Genomic DNA, 21,411 nt, shown 5'->3' with positions numbered 1-21,411 from the left:
CTATTTTGTCTGTAACTTCAGTAAATGTCGTTGTTCATCTAAACGAGGTACTTGTAGTTCTATGGTGTCAATGACATGATAACCATCAGGGATCTGTGCCATTTCATCATCGGTTAATTGCCCTTTCAGGGCATAAAAAATACCTTGTTCATTCGGTAAATGATGACACCAATTTAACATATCTTTGATCGATGCAAAGGCTCGACTTAAAACCCCATCGAATCCTCGTTCATCTTGATAAGCTTCTACTCGGCTTTCCACTGACGTGACATTGTGAATGCCAAGTTCAAACTGCACTTGCTTTTGAAAGCGAATGCGCTTGCCAAGACTATCAAGTAATACAAATTCTTTGTCTGGATTTAAAATAGCTAACGGTAACCCAGGTAATCCTGGACCAGTACCAACATCAATGAAACGTTGTCCGGTTAAGTAAGGTGAGACGACGATCGAATCGACAATATGCCTTGTGAGCATTTGCTTAGGATCACGCACCGAAGTTAAGTTATAAGCTTTGTTCCACTTATCAAGCATAGCAATTAAACCTAAAAGTTGCTGCTGTTGTTGCTCGGTAACGGTTAATTTTGCCGCTTGAAGATCTAACGCCAATTGCTGCTTTAACTCTGATGTCATGCTTAGACTCACCAAATCCAGTTAAAAAGAGTAAACAGATATTATGAAGCTCTACAAACAACAAGGGAAGACATTCGTCTTCCCTTAGTGCGTTTTTTCGATATTTTTACAAAAAATTAGCTGCATTTCCGTAAAAGGCCACGTTTTTTCAGATGTACTAATAATATTGAAATTGCCGCGGGGGTAATTCCCGATATGCGTGACGCTTGGCCAATGGTTTCTGGCTTGGCATCATTAAGCTTACCTATCACCTCATTAGATAATCCAGGCACTTCTTGATAATCCAGATCTGACGGTAAACCGGTATTCTCATTACGCTGCTGTTTTTCAATTTCTTGCTGCTGACGCTGAATGTAACCAGAATACTTCACTTGAATTTGTACTTGTTCCGCCGCTAACGGGTCTTCTAGTGCTGGACCAAATCCTTCAATCGAAGTTAGCTTGTCATAATCCATTTCTGGACGACGCAACAATTCCTCAAAGGTGGCTTCACGGGAAATTGGCGTATTTAAATGTGGATTCAACTGATCAACCAACTCTGAATTTGGATGTACCCAATGGCTACGTAAACGTTGCTGCTCTTGCTCAATCGCTTCTTTTTTGTCACTAAAGGCTTGCCAGCGGGTATCATCTACCAAACCTAGCTCACGGCCTTTTTCAGTCAAACGCATATCAGCATTGTCTTCACGCAGCAGCAAACGATATTCTGCGCGGCTGGTAAACATACGGTAAGGCTCTTTAGTGCCTAAGGTTGATAAGTCATCAACCAGCACACCAAGATACGCTTCATCACGACGTGGACACCATGACGCTTTACCTTGTACTTGCAAAGCGGCATTCATCCCAGCTAATAAACCTTGAGCTCCGGCTTCTTCGTAACCCGTAGTACCGTTGATTTGACCAGCGAAGAACAAACCATCGATGTATTTGGTCTCTAGTGAGTTTTTTAGATCTCGTGGATCAAAGTAATCGTATTCGATGGCATAACCCGGACGAATGATCTGAGCATTTTCCATGCCCTTGATGGATCGCACTAAGTTTAGCTGTACATCAAACGGTAAGCTGGTTGAGATCCCATTTGGATAGATCTCATTAGTATTTAAGCCTTCTGGTTCAATAAAGATCTGATGAGAATCTTTGTCAGCAAAGCGCATGATCTTATCTTCAATCGATGGACAATAACGCGGTCCAACTCCATCGATCACGCCAGAATACATAGGGCTTCTGTCTAATCCACCACGAATAATGTCGTGGGTTTGCTCATTAGTATGAGTGATATGACAACTGATCTGCTGCGGGTGTTGATCTACATTGCCTAAAAACGACATCACAGGCAAAGGATCATCGCCCTTTTGTTCAGCCATTTGCGAGAAGTCTAAGCTATTAGCATCAAGGCGAGGTGGGGTTCCGGTTTTTAAACGCCCCATACGCATTGGCAGTTCTTGCAAGCGTTTTGCAAGACTGATTGATGGTGGATCGCCGGCGCGGCCACCACTGTAGTTTTCAAGCCCAATGTGGATCTTGCCACTTAAAAATGTGCCTGCTGTTAACACTACGGTTTTAGCACGAAATGCTAATCCCATTTGGGTAACCACCCCAACAACGCGATCGTTTTCAATCACTAAGTCATCAGCGGATTGCTGAAATAAACGTAAATTAGGTTGGTTTTGTAATATTTGTTGGATCTTGGCTCGATACAAGCTTCGATCGGCCTGAGCACGAGTAGCTCTAACTGCTGGGCCTTTACTTGAATTTAAAGTTCGAAACTGTATACCGGCATAGTCAGTAGCAATGGCCATCGCACCACCAAGCGCATCGATCTCTTTAACTAAATGTCCTTTACCTATACCGCCAATGGCAGGGTTGCATGACATTTGACCCAAAGTATCAATATTATGAGTCAATAATAGGGTTTGCGATCCCATTCTTGCTGCCGCTAAAGCGGCTTCTGTTCCAGCATGGCCACCACCGACTACGATGACATCAAACGCTTCATGAAACTGCATTTCACACCTTTAAATTTGCGGTAATACGCGATAACGATCGTTGACATCATGAGAATTATTTTTCAGTTCGATCAGGATGTCTGTAAGGGAGGTATTTTATCACGTTACCCACAATGAGTGAATGATGAAGTGAAATCGAATTTGATCAACGGATCCGCTATATAATATATAAAGATCTATATAAAGATCTTTTATTATTACTTATTATTAAGTAACACGATCTATGTGCATAACGAAATAAAATGTATTTATATCAATAGGTAAGGTGTTACTGGATCGTGTGATCAGCTTGCGATCAATCCTCAAATAAGCTGGGGATAGATCTGCATGTTATCCACAGGGGCGATCATGTTCCTTTTTGATGATGATCTTATTCCTGCTTGATCAGAGCTAGATCCAAGTTTACCCACAGAGTTATCCATAGTCTGGATAACTCGTGAATAAAGGCGATCTAAGGTGTGGGAAACTTGAAATGAAATACAGGAAAGTTAGGCTATTTGATCTTTCCAGCTTTCTAACCAACTGATAGCGGTATCTTCTGGCAGGTTTTCGTCTAAAACATCGATCTGGATCTTATCCACAATAGCAGTGGCACCGAGCTGTTGAAAACCTTGGATCAAAATTTCAGGCCCTTGGCAAAAAGTATCGTAACTTGAGTCGCCAATGGCACAAATCGCAAAATTTACTTGGCTTAGATCAGGTGATTGATCCATTAACTGTTGTGCGAAAGGTTGGATATTGTCGGGTAACTCACCAGCACCGTGAGTTGAAGATACTACCAACCAGATGCCATGATGAGGGATCTCATCAAGGTTAGGTTCTAGATGTTGAGTGACATCATGTTGTTCTAATAATGCGATTAACTCATCTGAAACATACTCAGCACCGCCCATTGTTGTACCAACAATTACTTCTATTTTTGCCATTTAATTTTACCTACAAGTGTTATCTAACTGCATCTTAGCATTGAAAACTTATGTAATTCGATATTAGATATGAGATACAGTGAATGAAATATTCTTCATAATTTATGAGTCGAGTATGAAGTCTTTAGTCATAACATTGATGGTTTTGGCCTTGGTGGGCTGTCAGGCTAATCCAATGAAAGATAAGCCTTTAGCTATCAACTCATCCTTCCATAAAGTTCTAAATTTAACCTCTGGTCAACATATTGTGGTTGATGTTCCTCAATATGAAGCTGCCAGCATTGGTAGTTATAGCGTGTGTTTGTATGGTGTTGCCGAGCCTAACTTTCCGTTTGATAATTTTACAACTGGCTTGATCCAACCACGAGATGGGGTGGTAATAGCGGTAGATATCATTGAACAATCCAATTCACAAGCTGTGATCCAAGTAACCATACAAAGTGTTGGCAGTGGTGGTTATCGGCAAAAAGATCGCTATCGAATTTATGGCAATAATCTTAATTTTATAAAATCGACATAACATTATTGTGTTGAGAGTAATTCTCTGTTTTTAGAACTTATTTTTCCAATTGGAGTCTATTAACTCATGGTAAATGAGTGTGTGTAAATTGGATGTTGAAGTAGAATGGATGATAAGAAACAAGGAAGTATTTGTGGAGGTGAATACACTTCGGATTATATCAATTTTAAGGCGATAAAGGGGTCTGCTGTTGAAGAACCTATAACGACTCGCGAATCACAACCCTTATTAAATATTAAGTATATTGCGCTAGCTCTGACATTAAATAGTCTTTTTGTTTTCGTTCTCAATGTGAATATTGTCGCTATTCAACCTCAAAAAGTGGCTCTTGCGGAAGCAAAAAATACTCGATATGTTCATTCATATTTGTACTTCACTCAAAAAGAACTCACTTCTGAGTCATTGCATCAACCTGAAACGTTAACCGTAAAAGAAAAGGTGGTTTCATCTAAACCTGTTTCGCAACCCCCTACAGACTCCAAAAATAATCAAAAAGTGGTCAACAAGATAACTCTTGGGACATCTTCAAAAGTAACGCCGTCAATACCATCAATAGAGAGTATAAAATCGGCGACAAGATCTTATTTACAAAGAAAGCAGGTAGCAGAACTGTCATTGGCCGCTGGCCACTATGCTGAGACACAAACACAGCTAGGTACGTTAAGTGAGATGACACCGTCAATGGAATCGGCATGGGTTCCCAAAGCAGAAAAATTTGAAGATAAAAGGCTTATTCACTCTGTGGTTGATCCAAATAGAATTGTTAATGAAGGGCATGAATGTTGGAGAGTGATAAAAATAGGGAACAGATTAAAGCCTGATGCTGAGATCCTTGGTTATAAATTTAAATGTGGGCTTACAGATACTGAAAAAGCACTAAAAGCTGCGATGAGTAATAGAATACCCAAATGAGATATTGGTTAGCCTAGGGCAACCGCGCGAGTGTTTAAATTTCGTCCGCTACAGTTAGCCCAGCCTTTAAAACCTTTTCGAGATAATCTGTTTTCATCCAAGCTCGCTTTCTTTTTGTTGGGATGCTTATTTTTGTTTTTTCTTTTCTCAACATATTTAAAGAAGTTTGCCTCAATATTCCCCAGTTCTCGGCACCGTTGTCTTTGTATATTTGGGATCTGTCTTCATTCATACTGAGGTCAAGTACCCAGTGCAGACTATTCTCAACAGCCCAATGTGCTCGAACAGCTTCGGAGAACTTTTCTTCTGTCAGCTCTGCTGAACTAATGTAATAACGATATTCTAAGCTTGGCTCTTTGCCTTTTGAGTCCCTTAAAAACACGTTCTTTTGGTGTTTGTGGTTCACCCATTAGTGTTAAAGCATCTATAGGAAGATCAAGGTATTGTTGATATGCCGTTTTCTGATGACTGAAAATCGCCCTATGATCTCCGTCACTTTGTTGAATGTCTTTCCAAGTAAGTTTTTGTATATCACTCCATCTTATTCCAGTCATGCAGCTAAATAGAAAGGCTCGTTTTAATACATCGTACCTACACTCTGCTTGAGAGATGGCTTTTATTTCTGACTCAAACAGATAGTTTCGTTTATTTTGATCTGGCTTGATGCTTTTTATTTGGTGTATAGGGTTTTGTTTGATTATTCCAAAACGATACGCTTGGGATAGGGTGGCTCTGACTTTATTGAAATAACTGGATGCTGTATTTTTAGAAAGTAACTTATTGGATTTGGTGGTGGCAACATTGCAGAGGTAATCACGAAAGCCGCTGAGTAGGCACACATTCATTTCTTCAAAAGTTCGGTCAATGGCTTTAGTGTATCGTTTAAGGTGAATCAGTGAAGATACCCAGATTGAGTGATTGGAAATACTGCCTGTTTTTTCCTTTTCATCTATAACTCTTTGCATATAAGCATAAAAGCTTTGCTGTAGCCTATCCTCATTTTCAAAATCTTTTTTATTTTGAGCTAGCTCGACAAGGGCTCTCGCCCTGATCTTTTCGGCAAGCTCTAAGGCTTTGCGGTTATGATCTCGTTGGCTTTTGTCTTTAGGGGGTTGGTATACGTATAAGTCTAAGGATTGGCGTTTTCTTCTTTGGATGCGCTTTCCTGTGTGATCCGTGGTTGTTCCATAGTTTCTGGTGAGAAACTGCTTTTGCCGTCCTTGGCTATCTGCTGATTTACGTTCGATGGCAAGTTTCATAGTTTTTTCCTCATGTTACGAAAAGTGTTCCACCAATGCTCCACCAGTTGCAGTTGGTGGGGCATTGGTGGAACACTTTTAGCAAAGAAAGGAAACTAAAGAAATATCAGTAACACATTAACTATATGGTTATATTAGATATTTTAACTTTGTTTAGTTCTTTTTTTTCTTTGTTTTACCTATCTATTTACCAATACAGAAGGACGAGAAAATTTTGCCTAAAAGATCATCTGAGGTAAATTCTCCGGTGATTTCAGACAGTGCCATTTGGGTCATTCTTAGCTCTTCAGCCAAGAGTTCACCCGCCATATAAACATCAAGTTGCTCTTTACCTTGCAGTAAATGCTGTGTTGCCAGATCCAAAGCTTCTAAATGACGACGACGGGCAATAAAGCCACCTTCAAGATTACTTTGATAACCCATCAAGGTTTTTAAATGCTCTTTTAGGCTATCGACTCCTTCACCTGTTTTAGCTGAAATACCAAATACAGGATGATCTTTGGATTCGTTATCGTGAGCGCCAAGAGTCTCTTCAGTAATATCCGCTTTATTGCGAATGACGGTGATACCAAGGTTTTTAGGTAAGCGATCGATAAAATCTGGCCAAATATCGTGAGGATCGACCGAATCTGTGGTAGTACCATCGACCATGAATAACACACGATCGGCGCGGTCGATTTCTTCCCATGCGCGCTCAATCCCGATTTTTTCAACCGCATCTTGAGTATCACGAAGACCTGCTGTATCAATGATGTGTAGTGGCATGCCATCTAAATGTACGTGTTCACGCAGTACATCGCGAGTCGTACCTGCAATGTCTGTCACAATGGCTGATTCTTTACCTGCTAACGCATTCAATAATGATGATTTACCTGCGTTAGGGCGACCTGCAATGACGACTTTCATGCCTTCACGCATAATAGCCCCTTGTTGAGCACTGGATTTTACGCTGCTTAAACTATCAATGATTTGGTTAAGCTTGTTGGCAATTTTACCGTCACTTAAAAAGTCCACTTCTTCATCGGGAAAATCAATGGCGGCTTCGACATATAAACGTAAGTTAGTGACATCGTCCACCAGCCGGTGAATGTGATTAGAAAATTCACCTTGCAGAGAGTGTAGGGCACTTTTAGCGGCTTGTTCACTTGAGGCATCAATGAGATCGGCTATGGCTTCGGCTTGGGCTAAATCCAGTTTGTCATTCATAAAGGCTTGTTCACTGAACTCACCCGGTTTGGCGGTGCGTACGCCCTGGGTTTCTAACACGCGTTTGATCAACATATCTAGCACAACTTGACCGCCGTGACCTTGAAGTTCAAGCACATCTTCACCGGTAAAGGAGTTGGGACCTTTGAAAAATAACGCGATACCTTGATCAATTACGCTATGGTTTTGTTGTTTAAAATCACAATAATCAGCGTAACGCACTTTAGGAACATGACCTAATACAGATAGAGCAACTTGCTCAGCTAATGGGCCTGAAACTCGAATTATGCCAACCCCTCCACGACCGGGTGCGGTAGCTTGGGCAACAATGGTATCTGTGGTCACGGTACTTTCCTGTGATTTGTCTATGTGGAATGCAAGATAGCGATAATACGAACGACAACAGAAGCGTACATCCTGTAACGGACGGTTGTCTTATCGAATTATCACTATCATCAATATTATTTTTATTAATACCACTTGAATGGAAATAGTATTAATAAAAAAGGCGACTAATAGCCGCCTTTATATTATCACTTAGCTAATGCTGATTTTATTACTTATTTTCAGCTTTTTTAGCCAGCTTAGCGTAAATGATTTTTTGCTGAGTGATAGCAACTAAGTTACCCACTACCCAGTAAAGTACGATCCCTGAAGGCATCCATAAGAAGAACACCATAAAGATAAGTGGCATGTACTGGATCATTTTTTGCTGCATTGGGTCCATTTGTGGCGACATAGGCTGCATTTTTTGCATTAGCCACATGGTTGCCCCCATTAATACAGGCAATACATAGTATGGATCTTTAACCGATAAGTCGGTGATCCACAGCATGAATGGTGCATGGCGCAATTCGTAACTTTCAATCAACACCCAGTAAAGTGCGATGAAGATTGGCATTTGCAGCAGGATAGGTAAACAGCCACCCATAGGGTTTACTTTTTCTTTCTTGTACAATTCCATCATTGCCTGACCCATCTTTTGACGGTCATCACCAAAGCGTTCTTTCAATGATTGTAACTTAGGTTGTAAGTCACGCATCTTAGCCATTGAAGTATATTGCTTTTTGGTGAGCGGGTATAAACCACCACGAACCACTAAGGTGATCAAAATAATCGCAACGCCCCAGTTACCCACAACCGATTGGAAGAACATCAATAACCAGTGGATAGGTAGAGCCAGCCACCATAGGAAACCGTAATCCACCACAAGGTTTAAGGTTGGTGAAAGCGCGGATAGGGCTTCTTGATCTTTAGGCCCAACATAAAACTCAGATTTAATGCTTTGAGAAGCACCAGGCTGAACGTCGTATACCGCACCACGGAAACCGATATTGGCTAGGCCACCGGCACTGGTGCTGGTATAAATGCTATTTTTGTCACCAGCAGGCGGAACCCAAGCTGAAACAAAGTAGTGTTGCAACATTGCAACCCAACCACCTAAGGTGTGTTCTTTAAGTGGGTTTTTAACAAGCTCATCAAACTTATATTTTTCGTAGCGTGTATCTTGGGTTGAGAATGCAGGGCCACGATAAGTTGGCATCATCATGCTAGTTTCATGATCTTGAATGCTTTCTTTTAGTTGACCGTACATCTGAACTTGTAGCGCTTGGCTTGAAGTGTTGTTGATGTCATAGCTCACACCAACGTTAAATTTGCCACGGGTAAAGGTAAAGGTTTTTACGTACTTTACGCCGTTTTCTGCTACATAAGTCAATGGTACTTTAAGGGTATCTTCACCATTTTCGAGCTGATAGCTTGGTTTGCCGCTGCTAAATGTTGCGCGACCATTTACGCTATCAATACCACCTTTACCAATCAAACCGCTTTGGGCAATGTAAGTAAAGGTTCGGTTTTGATGCAAAATAACAAATGGTTCGTCTTTACCTTGCTCAAGTTTATGAGATACCAAAGCGGCATAAACGATGTCACCACCAACAGGATTAATTTTGACATTAAGTTGATCTGTGGTTACTTCAATTAATTGTGTTGAAGCTGTAACTGAAGTCGGTACGGAATGCTCCGCTTCAGGTACATCAGAAGTACCAGCATGATTAATAGCATTGCCAGTGGTTTGGGTTTGCTGTGCGGTTTGTGTGGGTTGTGGGTTTTTATCCACTTGCCACTGTTGCCACAGTAAGAAGCTCACAAGCAGCAGACCAATTAGCAATATATTGCGTTGAGATTCCATAGCCTATTTGTTACACCTGTCGTTTTTTTCGGGGACGGGATCACTCCCGCCGGGATGTAAAGGGTGACATTTTAATATGCGTTTGATTGCAAACCAACTCCCTTTGAAAAATCCGTGGATTTTTATTGCATCAATAGCATATTGGGAGCAGGTTGGGACAAAGCGGCATCGCGGTCCAAGTAGTGGACTGATCACAATTTGGTAGGTACGAACGAGTGTTATGCCTATCCATTGTAACGGCGACATAGCTTTCGCCATAATTTTTCCACCAATTTATGTAGAGCAGCGTTATCCATTTTAGTTACACCATGACGAACCAACACCACAATGTCAATGGCTGGCAAATCATGTTGATGACAACGAAAACTGTCACGAATGATACGCTTAACTCGATTTCGAGCTACGGCAAGTTTCACCTGCTTTTTAGGAACCGTTAAGCCCATACGAGGATGATTTTGATCATTACTGACCGCTAACAGTGTTATTTCAGCAGAAGAAGCCTTGATAGGATTAGAAAAAACAGTGGAAAATTGAGCGGGAGTTAACAGACGTAACTCCCGCGGAAAGGTTTGTTGTTTATCTGCCATTAAACATTAAGCAGATAAACGAGCGCGACCTTTAGCACGACGACGTGCTAAAACCTTACGACCACCTACAGTAGCCATACGGGCGCGGAAGCCGTGAGAACGCTTACGCTTAAGGTTGCTTGGTTGGAAAGTACGTTTACTCATTTTGGCAATCCGTCTTTAATCTATAGTTAAGCTGACTTTTAGCCCTTTTCTATATAAATAGAACAGAACCTAGGGTCAAAAAGAGGGCGAATTGTAATCACTTTATGTTTGTCCGTCAATATGGAAGCAAAATAAGTGTTAAAATAATATTCACTGTCTCTTTCAGGGGATTAGAGAGGATCACTAATAGTTGTGGATAAGTCTGTGTGTTAGCACTACATCTAGTGATCTGATCGCAAAAATAACACTTTAAAAGAACAAGTCGTTTGATCGTGACTGATCACAATTTATAGGGCATGGTTGGCACAGATCAGCGAATAGGTGATCTTTTGTGATCGAAAAAGATCTCGCTGGTTTTCACCTTTTTGATCTATCTGGGGATAAATGCATTTAAAGATGGCGATCTTCGACGACAAACTATAGAATATTTAACCTTTCGGGTGATCATTTGGGGATGAAATAAGTGGCAGTTTCACTTTGGCAACAGTGTATCGGGCGACTGCAAGATGAGCTTCCTGCTCAGCAGTTCAGTATGTGGATTCGACCGTTACAAGCTGAAATGGATGGGGAAACCTTGGTGTTGTATGCACCAAACCGCTTTGTGCTGGATTGGGTTAGGGATAAATACCTCAGCATTATTAATCAATTCTTTATTGAGCAGATGGGAGCCGACGCTCCGAAGTTACGCTTTGATATCGGCAGTAAGCCGGCGGTAAAAACGCCTTCGACAGTCAGTGCTGCACCTGCTGTTGAGCCTAAGGCTGCGAAACCTAAAAAATCAAACTCGGCGTCACCTCAAGCGGCAAACCCAAATCATCGTAGTAATATCAATCCTACGTATCAGTTTGATAATTTCGTAGAAGGTAAATCAAACCAGTTAGGTAAAGCAGCAGCTTTGCAAGTAGCTGAAAACCCTGGTGGTGCATATAATCCGTTGTTTTTATATGGTGGTACTGGTTTAGGTAAAACCCACTTATTGCATGCTGTGGGCAATGGCATTATCAAAAACAAGCCTGATGCTAAAGTGGTGTATATGCACTCTGAGCGTTTTGTGCAAGATATGGTCAAAGCCCTACAAAATAATGCCATTGAAGATTTTAAGCGTTATTACCGTAGTGTTGATGCGCTGTTTATTGATGATATTCAGTTTTTTGCCAATAAAGATCGTTCCCAAGAAGAATTCTTCCATACCTTTAACGCCTTGCTTGAAGGTAATCATCAGATCATCCTTACTTCAGATCGTTATCCTAAAGAAATTGATGGCGTAGAAGATCGCTTAAAATCCCGTTTTGGTTGGGGCTTAACCGTTGCCATTGAACCCCCTGAGCTTGAAACTCGTGTGGCGATTTTAATGCGTAAAGCTGAAGAAAGTGGCATTGTGTTGCCAGATGAGGTGGCGTTTTTTATTGCTAAACGTTTACGTTCTAATGTTCGTGAGTTGGAAGGGGCGTTGAACCGTGTGATTGCCAATGCCAACTTTACTGGTCGTCCAATTACTATTGATTTTGTGCGTGAAGCGTTACGAGATTTACTGGCGTTACAAGAAAAATTAGTGACGGTGGATAATATTCAAAAGACGGTAGCGGAATACTACAAAATTAAGATGGCTGATATGTTGTCTAAGCGTCGCTCCCGCAGTGTTGCAAGACCACGACAGGTAGCGATGGCCTTAGCGAAAGAGCTGACCAACCAGAGTTTACCAGAAATTGGCGATGCCTTTGGTGGCCGTGACCACACTACGGTATTACATGCATGCCGTAAGATTGCGCAGCTGAGAGAAGAAAGCCACGATATTAAAGAAGATTACGCCAATTTGATCCGTACGTTATCGTCTTAGCTACAGAATATTGTCGTTAAAATAAACACTAAGCGAAGTGATAAAGACGTTATTTCTGTCGAAGCTAGTGTTTATGAATTAATTGAATAATAATAGAATTACTTTGTCGATCACGACACGCAAAATCCAAACGCTATAAGGTAACCATCAGGGAGCTAGACATATGAAATTTTCTATTGATAGGGATGCGCTATTAAAACCATTGCAATTAGTCAGTGGTGCAGTAGAAAAAAGAAGTAATATGCCTATCTTATCTAATGTTTTAATGGAAGTTAGTGATAACTTACTTCGGGTTACAGGTACTGACTTAGAAGTGGAGTTGGTGGGTGAAGCAACTCTTAACACAGATGCAGAAGAATCACGCATTACCGTTCCAGCCAAAAAGCTATTAGATATTGTTAAATCTCTTCCTGAGCAAACCGAACTTCACTTTGAACTTCAAGAAAGTAAAGCTTTACTTCGTTGTGGTCGCAGTCGTTTTTCATTAGCGACATTACCGGCTGATGAATACCCAAATGTAGAAAGCTTTGATGCCGATATTGAGTTTAGCCTTAAGCAAGGTACCTTAAAAACCGTGATTGATTCGACTCAATTTTCGATGGCGAACCAAGATGTGCGTTATTACCTCAACGGTTTGTTGATGGAAACCGATGGTAGCGTCCTACGTGCGGTTGCTACTGATGGTCACCGTTTGGCTCTTAGCCATAAAACCGTAGAAGCGTCATTACCTGAAAAGCAAGTAATTGTGCCTCGTAAAGGCGTAATGGAAATGCTTCGTTTGTTGGATGATGAAGATAAAGATGTCACCATTGCCATTGGTGATAATGCTATTCGAATCACCACAGATACGGCGGTATTTACCAGTAAATTGGTGGATGGTCGTTTCCCTGATTACCAACGTGTACTGCCAAAAGGCGGCACCAAAATGGTGATTGCCAGTCGTAATGCCTTAAAGCAAGCCTTATTGCGTGCTTCTATTTTATCCAATGAAAAGTTCCGTGGTGTTCGTATTGCCATTGAGTCAGGCTTGATGAAAATCACCGCCAATAACCCAGAGCAGGAAGAAGCGGAAGAAATGGTAGATATTGATTATGACAATGATCTATTGGAAATCGGCTTCAATGTCAGTTATCTATTGGATGTGCTTAACCATATTCGTGCCGAAGATGTCCGAATTACCCTTATTGATAACAACTCCAGTGCACTGATTGAAAACCACGAGGAAGAAGATTCCATGTATGTGGTGATGCCAATGCGCCTGTAGTGGCTCATTTGTCTATTAGGCTGTATGAGTTTAACTCAACTTAATATCCATCAATTTCGTAATATTCATTCTGCTCGGCTGCAATTTGACGCCGGGCTGAATTTAATTTGTGGTGAAAATGGCAGCGGTAAAACCAGTGTGTTGGAAGCCATTTATTTTTTGGGAATGGGGCGCTCGTTTCGAAGTCATCTTAGCCAGCGTGTTATTCAATTTGATGCCAATGAACTGACGTTATTTGCCGAGCTTAATCAGCCAGAAGGCAATATGAAGTTAGGGTTAAGACGTTATCGCAGTGGTGATATTGACGTTCGCTTACAAGGTGAGAAACTTAAGCGGTTATCCGAACTTGCCGAAACGCTGCCAATTCAAGTTATCACCCCAGAAAGCTTTTCTTTATTATTTGAAGGTCCGAAAGCCAGACGCCAGTTTATCGATTGGGGAGCATTTCATTCCGATCATCAGTTCCACGGAGTTTGGGGAAACGTCAGACGGATTCTCAAACAACGTAATCAATTACTTAAGCAACAAGCCAGTCAAGATACATTAAAGGTTTGGGATGCGGAGCTGGTTCGTTATACTGAAGCTGTCACAGAGATCAGAAGTCACTATGTTGACTCGTTAAATGCGGTGTTAACAGGTATAATTGATAAGTTTTTACCTCAGGTCGAAGTTAAGATCAGTTTTACTCAAGGTTGGGATAAGAAAACCCCTTATGCTACCGTGCTTTACAGTCAATATCAGCGGGATTTAGCCGCCGGTCACACCAGCAGTGGTGCTCATAAAGCTGACTTGCGATTACGGGTAGGGAATCTACCAGTACAAGATGCGTTATCCCGAGGTCAATTAAAGTTACTTGTGTGTGCGCTTCGTATTGCACAAGGCAAATTATTAAAACAGCAAATCGACAAAAGCAGTGTGTATTTGGTTGACGATTTGCCGTCGGAGTTAGATAGCAAACACCGACAATTATTACTATCGCAGTTATTAGAAACCGAGGCACAAGTGTTTGTTACCGCCATCGAACCGACTGCGATCACGGATTCGTTACATAGCCCTCCAGCACAAATGTTTCACATGGAACAGGGAAATGTTACGGTTAAGGACGCCACTTCATTGTGAATGGTTTAGGTTATTATTGAGAGAATAATATGTCAGAGAATAGTTACGATTCTTCGAGCATTAAGGTACTAAAAGGCCTTGATGCAGTACGTAAACGACCTGGGATGTACATCGGTGACACCGATGATGGTACAGGTCTACATCACATGGTATTCGAAGTGGTCGATAACTCCATCGACGAAGCCTTAGCTGGACACTGTAGTGAAATCACCATCACCATTCATGCCGACGGCAGTGTTGGCGTAAAAGATGATGGTCGTGGTATTCCGGTTGCAATTCACCCAGAAGAGGGCGTATCGGCGGCGCAGGTGATCATGACGGTATTGCACGCCGGTGGTAAATTTGACGATAACTCTTATAAAGTATCGGGCGGTCTACACGGCGTTGGTGTTTCGGTTGTAAACGCCTTGTCTGAAAAACTGCAATTGACCATTCGTCGTGATGGCAGTGTCTACGAGCAGTTCTACCACATGGGTGAGCCTGAAAAAGAAATCGAAATCATTGGTGAAACCGATAAAACCGGCACCGAAATTCGTTTCTGGCCAAGCAGTGAAACCTTCAGTGACACACTTTTCCACTTTGATATTCTGGCTAAGCGTGTTCGTGAGTTGTCTTTCCTTAACTCTGGTGTCGCAATTCGTCTGGTTGACGAGCGTGACAACAAAGACGAGTTCTTTAAATACGATGGTGGTATTGGCGCATTCGTTGATTACCTTAACCGCAACAAAACCCCTGTTAACAAAGATATTTTCCATTTTGTGGCAGAAGGTAAAGACGGCATTGGTGTTGAAGTCGCGATGCAATGGAACGATGGCTATCAAGAAAACATCTTCTGCTTTACCAATAACATTCCACAACGTGACGGTGGTACTCACTTAGCCGGTTTCCGCAGCGCATTGACTCGTAACCTAAACAGTTACATGGAACGCGAAGGCTTTAATAAAAAAGGTAAAACCAGCGCCAGTGGTGATGATGCCCGTGAAGGTTTAACCGCCGTTATTTCGGTTAAAGTGCCGGATCCAAAATTTAGCTCACAAACCAAAGATAAATTGGTATCAAGCGAAGTGAAGTCAGCGGTTGAGCAAACCATGAGCGAAAAGCTTAATGACTTCCTATTGGAAAACCCAGTCGAAGCCAAATTAATTGTGGGTAAAATCATCGATGCCGCACGTGCTCGTGAAGCGGCGCGTAAAGCTCGTGAAATGACCCGTCGTAAAGGCGCATTAGATTTAGGTGGTCTGCCGGGTAAGCTGGCGGATTGCCAAGAGAAAGATCCGGGCCTTTCAGAAATCTACATAGTGGAGGGTGACTCTGCAGGCGGTAGTGCTAAGCAAGGTCGTAATCGTAAAAACCAAGCGATTTTGCCGCTAAAGGGTAAAATCCTTAACGTAGAAAAAGCGCGTTTTGACAAGATGTTGTCATCACAAGAAGTGGCCACCCTGATCACCGCGCTAGGCTGTGGTATTGGTCGTGATGAATACGATCCAGATAAGACCCGTTATCACAACATCATCATCATGACCGATGCCGACGTCGATGGCTCGCACATTCGTACGCTGCTGTTGACCTTCTTCTTCCGTCAAATGCCAGAGCTCATTGAGCGTGGCTATGTATATATCGCTCAGCCACCTTTGTATAAGGTGAAAAAAGGTAAGCAAGAGCAATACATTAAAGATGAAGCGGCGTTGACTCAGTACTTAACCACGTTGGCATTAGATGGCACCAGTATTCACCCAACTCAAGGCGCTCCGGGGATTTCGGGTCAGCCATTAGAGAACATGGTGAATCAATACCGCCAAGTAGAGAAGATCATTGAGCGTTTAGATCAGCGTTTCCCAAGCTTTATTACTGAGCGTTTGTTGTATCAAACCAACGTTCAACCACTTCTCAGCGATGAAGATAAAATGACTGAGTGGGTGAATCGCTTAGTTGAAGATCTTACCAACAATGAGTCAGGTGGCGTATTATTCTCAGGCAATGTGATCTTTGATTCTGAGCGTCAGGCGTATTTACCCAACCTCACTATTCGTAAACACGGTATTGACACTAGCTATCTGTTTAGCTTTGAGTTCTTCCAATCCAATGATTATCAAATTATGGCCAGCTTAGCGGCGGATATGGAAGGCTTAATTGAAGAAGGCGGCTTTGTTCAGCGTGGTGAAAAACGCAAAGACGTGGCTAATTTTATTGAAGCGCTTGATTGGTTAGTGAATGAAGCTAAACGTGGTTTATACATTCAGCGATACAAAGGTCTGGGTGAGATGAACCCTGAGCAGCTTTGGGAAACCACCATGGATCCAGAGACTCGCCGCATGCTGCAAGTGACCATTGAAGATGCTGTTGGCGCAGATCAACTGTTTACGACCTTGATGGGCGACCAAGTAGAGCCACGTCGTGACTTTATTGAGTCTAACGCGCTTAATGTAGCGAACTTGGACGTGTAAACCCGTTTCAAGTTAGTCGACGAGGTATGCGTCGACGACCAACAAAAGGGATCTGTTCAGATCCCTTTTTTGTATCTGGACATAACATGGATATTTTACTGTTCGGTAAGTCTTGGTGGCCTTCTTTTGTCTGTAAATACTCTTTAAAGAGCTTTTTGAGCATTCTACTTTTACTGGTGGGCCAATATTTTTCTGCTATTCCCCATGGGGTATACAGTTCTACAGTCGTTTCATCAACACGAAGCTCAAGCCTAGCCATTATATAGACATCATTATCAAGCAATTTTTTAATGGCTACTTGGTTAGCAGTTAATGCTGCAATATGAATCGGGTAGCAATTGTGTTCGTCTTTTAACGATAAATTACAATTGAGTGCGCGTCGTGTGCTACCCGACATTCGAATAGACAACAGCAGCTGCAATGCACTATTGCTGTGATTGGCAATGGCTAAGTGGAGTGGAGTTACCTGTCCACTTATTGAAATGGTGTGTTGATTGACATTAAGTAACAAGGTCATAGAAGCCGCTTGATTTATTTTCGCTATGGCAATGTCATAACTGAGTAATGCGGCTAACGATTCGTAATCATTGTTTTGTGCCGCAATATGTAATGGTGTCACTCCGTTTGTTAGTAATGCGGCTTGCATAAAGCCAGGATTATGATTCATTAAACGATGAATGAGACTCGGCAGTTTAGCTTGTGTTGCCAACATTAATAAGTTTTTCTTACCTGTTTCGATTGTTCTAAGGCCTTTGTCCCACAACAGATCGATAATCTCTTGGTGCTCAAAATAAATGGCAATGTGCATTAAGTTATGCCCACTTTGAGATAAGGTCTGCACATTGAGTTGTAAAGGAGTAAGAGGTTTAAAGCACAATAAAATAAGTGCTTTTTTATTGCCTAATTTTGCTGCTAAATGTGCAGGGGAAAAGCCTTTTGCATCAAATGATATGATTGTTGATTCAAGATTTTTTTGCGTTAATAACCATGCCAATACATGATCTTGCCCAGTCTCTACCGCAATATGAAAAATAGTCTGCTTTGTATTTTCAACGTATTGCTCGCAACAGGCTCCGTGAGCCATCAGACGTTTTACGCAATCCAGATTCCCTTGTTTTACCGCATAATGTAGTGGTGTGTAGCCTTTAGCATCCACCACATCTATATAGTGCTCCGCTTGAAGAAGATCAGAAATGATGGCTTGTTGATCATGATAGCACGCGTGGTGCAATAGACTTTGATCACCAAGACCTTTAAATGACTGCCAGTTTGGAAGTTCGTTTATAAGGTACGACAGATGTTCTTTATCCCCACATTGGCAACAGGCAAAAAGCAATGTGCATTGAAGTTCTGGGTTATTGGGTTCTTTATCAAGCCAAGCGGTGATGTCCTCGCAAGTAGAAAGATGAATAGCTTCAGGATGTTGGCGTAGGAATAGAGTTATATTAATTAACTGTTTCCATTTTAGAGATAAACGTATCCAAGATAAAACGGTGTCTTTGGAAAGTGCTAAGGGAGAAATGACTTCTCTTTCGTCATTTGTCAATGAAGAGCACTCTTTACTGTTAAGCCATTGAGCCATTTCCATCTCATTTTCATTGCCTTTCTCGGATAAGAATGTTTTTACTACTTGTTTAATGGTTGTGAGGCAAAAAGGGAATGCTTGATACTGGCTTAACATGGTGGTAAAGCTATCCATTATTGCCGCCACTGTTGTTTCTGATAATAACTGCCAAAGTTGTTGATTACATTTCCATAATGATTCTAATTGAAGGCGGCTTTGTTCTTGTTCGTATACCACATCATTTAAGCTATTGCGTGCAATATAAGATTGTAATTCTTCATGTATCGTAATCATCCTATCAATTCCATTTTTAGTTTTTTGAGGTATTGATAGTCCCATTTGGATGGTGTATGGGATTTCAGAAGAAGCAATGGGTGCTGTAGAGGTTATGTGTAAAATTAGCTCTATTTCTGCTAGTGAATGTATCGGTGTTCCTAAACCAGTGATTGAGGATATTACGCTATTAAGATCAAGCCCTTTTTTTACTCCGAGTAGCAACATTACTGCACATTGAGGTTGGTAGACAAAACAAAAGAGGAAGTTAATCTGGCTATTTGTAAGCTGCCAAGAGTTTGGGGTGTTCTTATGGGTAAACAAGCAATCCTTAAGTTCTTTCAACATTATCAACATGGCGCATTGCCAGTCATAATTTTGTACAATAGAGCCGTCTAATTGATTGATATCATTCAGTAGTGGCTGAATAGAAATCAATGAGTTAAGTACTATCAGTTGGTTTGTTATTGCTTGAGGGATCCTATCAAATTGTGATTCGTCATATTTCTCAGCCATGTTCCCCAATTCTACAGGAGAAATCCGAACCGAAGTGGTATCACTGCTTACTGTTGCCATGTTGTCATTTGTGCTGTGTTCGCTCACATAGAGTATTTTGTATTAAACAGACTTAGGTAATTTAACTGAACCTTTTGTGAAGTAAGTTTAATGGAAATAAGTTGATGTAATTTGCTGATCAAGCTTATCTTTTAAGAGTAGCCATGCTCAAAAAACATTCACCTTATGAGTTTGAATACTATCTATACTCGTGATACTTGAAAATGCAACTTTCAGGGCTTATTCAGCGTTGTATTATTCGAGGCGTGAAAGTGCAGAACTAGCGGGCTAATTCAAGCTTTCACAACAAAGAAGAATCAATGCTGAAAAGCCCACGTAGTGCGAGTTTAATTGCCATTTATACTGCGTTAATTTCCTTTGTAATAGAATAACTATTACTACAGGTAAGTGCCTTGCCTAAATGTCAATTAATTCTCGCTGAAATCCTGCATCTTCAGGTATCACGAGTATATATTCAAAATGAGGAGTTAAAGATAATTATGTCCACAGGAGCTGTAGGTGGTCAATCTGTTAGCACCAGGTTTGATAAAACTGATGATGAATTGACATCGGCACAAGATAAGAAAGAAGAGTTAGCACTGAGTTTTGCAGGTATTTCTCAGCCACAAGGGTTAACTGAAAGCTATAAAAATGCTATGCGTAATGATGTTTATCGTGCTCTAGTAGCCTTTGAGGATAAAGCTCAAGCAGTCGCACTAGAACTGTTACTTATTATTGGTCACGATACGTGTTCATCAAAAAGTAAACTTCAAGCTTATGGGCAGTTACTAGAACTAGTTAAACCTGCATTTTGTGATCATTTCAGCTTACAACCATTTGAGAACGGTTCAATATTGCTTCAGGTGTTCCATATCGAGCAAACTCTAGTGGATTGTGATCTTGTTGAACAAACTCTCTCATCAAGCACCACTGAATCTCTAGAGCTACCAGATTGGGAGTACGTCGATAGTGTCATGACAGTGGATATTGAATTTGCGAAGCTTAAAGCTGACTGTCTTCCTCTGAATAAATATTTCAAAAGCACCCAATTGAAGAGGGTTAAATGGCTTTTTGTTCAATTTGCCAGTGATGATACACCTGCTTATCAGAGGTATAACGCCTACGAAGAACTCAAAACTCATTTGGCTGATCCCAGATACGTAGCTCTGTTTTCTTTACAACCGTTAAAGCCATCAATAAATAAAAGTGAACCTGTAATCAATGGCGCGAGGATGCAAATAGGTCAGCTTGTTCGTGTTGTTGAAGATCGAGGTGCCGCGACATTACAGCAAGAATTACTTAAGTATTATCAGACTAGAGGTTCAGCATTCTTTGATAAACAGTTCAAAATAGATTTACCTCGATGTGAATATACCTTTATTTCTCCAGATGGTGGTGTAACTGTGATGGAGCGAGGTGATGAAAATGCCCAGAGTAAATATGAACGGGTAGTGGCTGCTGAAGTAAGTAACCCATTTCAAGCTGGTTTTAAAAAAATGTTGGCTTGTCAGTCTTTTGAAGGCGATGTTTTTAGACATTTTAGCAATGGCTTTGCACAAAAGCATACTGTAAGAACTAAAGTGTTTTCCATTGTTTCTGAGCAATGCCATCTATTTGAGTTTCATATCGAGTCCAAAACCCCTGCAGAGCTGCTAGAAGATAATAACTTATTTGAGGTTATGACGGCAGACGTAAAAATATTCGTCGGACTGAATGAGATCACTTGTTTCGGGGAAGTATATCGAGAAGGTGCTTTTGATCCACTCAATAATATGAAATCAATAAAGTATCGAGAGCCTGATGAGATTGGTCAGCTCTACTTTGAAGATTACCTCTTCACTGAAGAGTTAAAGCCATTAGCAGAAACGAATCGAACAGAGTATCAAAAAGAGTTGTACCAGATTATTGATGTACCACTGACTAGCCGTACAAAAAAAGGAAAATAACGGGCATCGATGGATGCCCATTGGTAAC

The 21,411-nt window shown here is 41.2% G+C and carries 17 protein-coding genes and 1 pseudogene; 7 read left to right on the top strand and 11 right to left on the bottom strand.

Translation table 11 applies throughout. From position 1 onward, the window contains the following. From rsmG to mioC, 3 genes are all read right to left on the bottom strand, one after another. The gene (gene rsmG / locus D5018_RS05050) at nucleotides 1-630 is read right to left on the bottom strand and encodes a 16S rRNA (guanine(527)-N(7))-methyltransferase RsmG (RefSeq protein ID WP_121837919.1); all 630 of its coding nucleotides are present in this window, start codon (nucleotides 628-630) and stop codon (nucleotides 1-3) included. A gap of 116 nt (nucleotides 631-746) precedes the next feature. Continuing rightward, nucleotides 747-2,636: a tRNA uridine-5-carboxymethylaminomethyl(34) synthesis enzyme MnmG gene (mnmG, locus tag D5018_RS05045; RefSeq protein WP_121837918.1), complete on the bottom strand. Its 1,890-nt coding sequence runs from the start codon at nucleotides 2,634-2,636 to the stop codon at nucleotides 747-749. 488 nt (nucleotides 2,637-3,124) lie between these two features. Continuing rightward, nucleotides 3,125-3,562: an FMN-binding protein MioC gene (gene mioC / locus D5018_RS05040; RefSeq protein ID WP_121837917.1), complete on the bottom strand. Its 438-nt coding sequence runs from the start codon at nucleotides 3,560-3,562 to the stop codon at nucleotides 3,125-3,127. Nucleotides 3,563-3,677: 115 nt separating this feature from the next. Between mioC and D5018_RS05035 the strand changes: the two genes are divergently transcribed. Together D5018_RS05035 and D5018_RS05030 are read left to right on the top strand one after the other, a co-directional pair. After that, a complete protein-coding gene (locus D5018_RS05035; RefSeq protein ID WP_121837916.1) occupies nucleotides 3,678-4,082 on the top strand; it encodes a PliI family lysozyme inhibitor of I-type lysozyme in 405 nt (134 codons plus the stop codon). A 105-nt stretch (nucleotides 4,083-4,187) separates the two neighbouring features. Beyond that, nucleotides 4,188-4,994, top strand: a complete 807-nt coding sequence (locus D5018_RS05030) for a hypothetical protein (RefSeq protein WP_121837915.1) — start codon at nucleotides 4,188-4,190, stop codon at nucleotides 4,992-4,994. Between the two features lie 34 nt (nucleotides 4,995-5,028). On the opposite strand, the pseudogene D5018_RS05025 reads toward D5018_RS05030, so the two are convergent. From D5018_RS05025 to rpmH, 7 genes and pseudogenes are all read right to left on the bottom strand, one after another. Beyond that, nucleotides 5,029-5,367, bottom strand: a pseudogene (locus D5018_RS05025) (ISAs1 family transposase); the annotation flags it as partial. Further along, nucleotides 5,318-6,253 carry a site-specific integrase gene (locus D5018_RS05020; protein ID WP_121837913.1) on the bottom strand — a complete coding sequence of 312 codons (936 nt, stop codon included), beginning with the start codon at nucleotides 6,251-6,253 and terminating at the stop codon, nucleotides 5,318-5,320. The pseudogene D5018_RS05025 and the gene D5018_RS05020, both read right to left, overlap by 50 nt. 183 nt (nucleotides 6,254-6,436) lie before the next feature. Beyond that, nucleotides 6,437-7,804, bottom strand: a complete 1,368-nt coding sequence (mnmE, locus tag D5018_RS05015; RefSeq protein WP_121837912.1) for a tRNA uridine-5-carboxymethylaminomethyl(34) synthesis GTPase MnmE — start codon at nucleotides 7,802-7,804, stop codon at nucleotides 6,437-6,439. A gap of 211 nt (nucleotides 7,805-8,015) precedes the next feature. Then, on the bottom strand, nucleotides 8,016-9,650 hold the full coding sequence (gene yidC, locus D5018_RS05010; RefSeq protein ID WP_121837911.1) for a membrane protein insertase YidC: 1,635 nt from the start codon (nucleotides 9,648-9,650) through the stop codon (nucleotides 8,016-8,018). Between the two features lie 3 nt (nucleotides 9,651-9,653). Then, nucleotides 9,654-9,908, bottom strand: coding sequence for a membrane protein insertion efficiency factor YidD (yidD, locus tag D5018_RS05005; RefSeq protein WP_121837910.1), 255 nt, complete (start codon nucleotides 9,906-9,908; stop codon nucleotides 9,654-9,656). After that, on the bottom strand, nucleotides 9,875-10,237 hold the full coding sequence (rnpA, locus tag D5018_RS05000; protein WP_121837909.1) for a ribonuclease P protein component: 363 nt from the start codon (nucleotides 10,235-10,237) through the stop codon (nucleotides 9,875-9,877). The genes yidD and rnpA overlap by 34 nt, the downstream gene beginning before the upstream one ends. Nucleotides 10,238-10,243: 6 nt before the next feature. Beyond that, nucleotides 10,244-10,381 carry a 50S ribosomal protein L34 gene (rpmH, locus tag D5018_RS04995; RefSeq protein ID WP_006083827.1) on the bottom strand — a complete coding sequence of 46 codons (138 nt, stop codon included), beginning with the start codon at nucleotides 10,379-10,381 and terminating at the stop codon, nucleotides 10,244-10,246. Nucleotides 10,382-10,844: 463 nt separating this feature from the next. Between rpmH and dnaA the strand changes: the two genes are divergently transcribed. The 4 genes from dnaA to gyrB all read left to right on the top strand — a co-directional run bounded on the left by dnaA (nucleotide 10,845) and on the right by gyrB (nucleotide 17,045). Continuing rightward, nucleotides 10,845-12,218: a chromosomal replication initiator protein DnaA gene (gene dnaA, locus D5018_RS04990; RefSeq protein ID WP_121837908.1), complete on the top strand. Its 1,374-nt coding sequence runs from the start codon at nucleotides 10,845-10,847 to the stop codon at nucleotides 12,216-12,218. A gap of 163 nt (nucleotides 12,219-12,381) precedes the next feature. Beyond that, a complete protein-coding gene (gene dnaN / locus D5018_RS04985; RefSeq protein ID WP_121837907.1) occupies nucleotides 12,382-13,482 on the top strand; it encodes a DNA polymerase III subunit beta in 1,101 nt (366 codons plus the stop codon). A 24-nt stretch (nucleotides 13,483-13,506) separates the two neighbouring features. After that, nucleotides 13,507-14,601, top strand: a complete 1,095-nt coding sequence (recF, locus tag D5018_RS04980; RefSeq protein WP_121837906.1) for a DNA replication/repair protein RecF — start codon at nucleotides 13,507-13,509, stop codon at nucleotides 14,599-14,601. 29 nt (nucleotides 14,602-14,630) lie between these two features. Further along, on the top strand, nucleotides 14,631-17,045 hold the full coding sequence (gene gyrB, locus D5018_RS04975) for a DNA topoisomerase (ATP-hydrolyzing) subunit B (RefSeq protein ID WP_121837905.1): 2,415 nt from the start codon (nucleotides 14,631-14,633) through the stop codon (nucleotides 17,043-17,045). A 7-nt stretch (nucleotides 17,046-17,052) separates the two neighbouring features. On the opposite strand, the gene D5018_RS04970 is transcribed toward gyrB, so the two are convergent. Continuing rightward, nucleotides 17,053-19,458, bottom strand: coding sequence for an ankyrin repeat domain-containing protein (locus D5018_RS04970; protein WP_121837904.1), 2,406 nt, complete (start codon nucleotides 19,456-19,458; stop codon nucleotides 17,053-17,055). A 479-nt stretch (nucleotides 19,459-19,937) separates the two neighbouring features. Here D5018_RS04970 and D5018_RS04965 point away from each other — a divergent pair, with 479 nt between their 5' ends. Further along, nucleotides 19,938-21,383 (top strand): hypothetical protein, encoded by a 1,446-nt coding sequence (locus D5018_RS04965; RefSeq protein WP_121837903.1) that lies wholly within the window; start codon nucleotides 19,938-19,940, stop codon nucleotides 21,381-21,383. The last annotated feature ends 28 nt before the right edge of the window (nucleotides 21,384-21,411 follow it).

Source organism: Parashewanella curva (assembly GCF_003675895.1).
Taxonomy (GTDB): domain Bacteria; phylum Pseudomonadota; class Gammaproteobacteria; order Enterobacterales; family Shewanellaceae; genus Parashewanella; species Parashewanella curva.
The sequence above is the reverse complement of the archived record's forward strand: the minus strand, read 5'-3'. Positions and strand labels throughout refer to the sequence as shown.

Coding starts and splice junctions, on each gene's coding strand:
- recF (WP_121837906.1), top strand. CDS start 13,507: ATGAGTTTAACTCAACTTAATATCCATCAATTTCGTAATATTCATTCT.
- yidD (WP_121837910.1), bottom strand. CDS start 9,908: ATGGCGAAAGCTATGTCGCCGTTACAATGGATAGGCATAACACTCGTT.
- D5018_RS04970 (WP_121837904.1), bottom strand. CDS start 19,458: ATGGCAACAGTAAGCAGTGATACCACTTCGGTTCGGATTTCTCCTGTA.
- mnmG (WP_121837918.1), bottom strand. CDS start 2,636: ATGCAGTTTCATGAAGCGTTTGATGTCATCGTAGTCGGTGGTGGCCAT.
- D5018_RS04965 (WP_121837903.1), top strand. CDS start 19,938: ATGTCCACAGGAGCTGTAGGTGGTCAATCTGTTAGCACCAGGTTTGAT.
- gyrB (WP_121837905.1), top strand. CDS start 14,631: ATGTCAGAGAATAGTTACGATTCTTCGAGCATTAAGGTACTAAAAGGC.
- D5018_RS05035 (WP_121837916.1), top strand. CDS start 3,678: ATGAAGTCTTTAGTCATAACATTGATGGTTTTGGCCTTGGTGGGCTGT.
- yidC (WP_121837911.1), bottom strand. CDS start 9,650: ATGGAATCTCAACGCAATATATTGCTAATTGGTCTGCTGCTTGTGAGC.
- rsmG (WP_121837919.1), bottom strand. CDS start 630: ATGACATCAGAGTTAAAGCAGCAATTGGCGTTAGATCTTCAAGCGGCA.
- D5018_RS05030 (WP_121837915.1), top strand. CDS start 4,188: ATGGATGATAAGAAACAAGGAAGTATTTGTGGAGGTGAATACACTTCG.
- rnpA (WP_121837909.1), bottom strand. CDS start 10,237: ATGGCAGATAAACAACAAACCTTTCCGCGGGAGTTACGTCTGTTAACT.
- dnaN (WP_121837907.1), top strand. CDS start 12,382: ATGAAATTTTCTATTGATAGGGATGCGCTATTAAAACCATTGCAATTA.
- mioC (WP_121837917.1), bottom strand. CDS start 3,562: ATGGCAAAAATAGAAGTAATTGTTGGTACAACAATGGGCGGTGCTGAG.
- D5018_RS05020 (WP_121837913.1), bottom strand. CDS start 6,253: ATGAAACTTGCCATCGAACGTAAATCAGCAGATAGCCAAGGACGGCAA.
- rpmH (WP_006083827.1), bottom strand. CDS start 10,381: ATGAGTAAACGTACTTTCCAACCAAGCAACCTTAAGCGTAAGCGTTCT.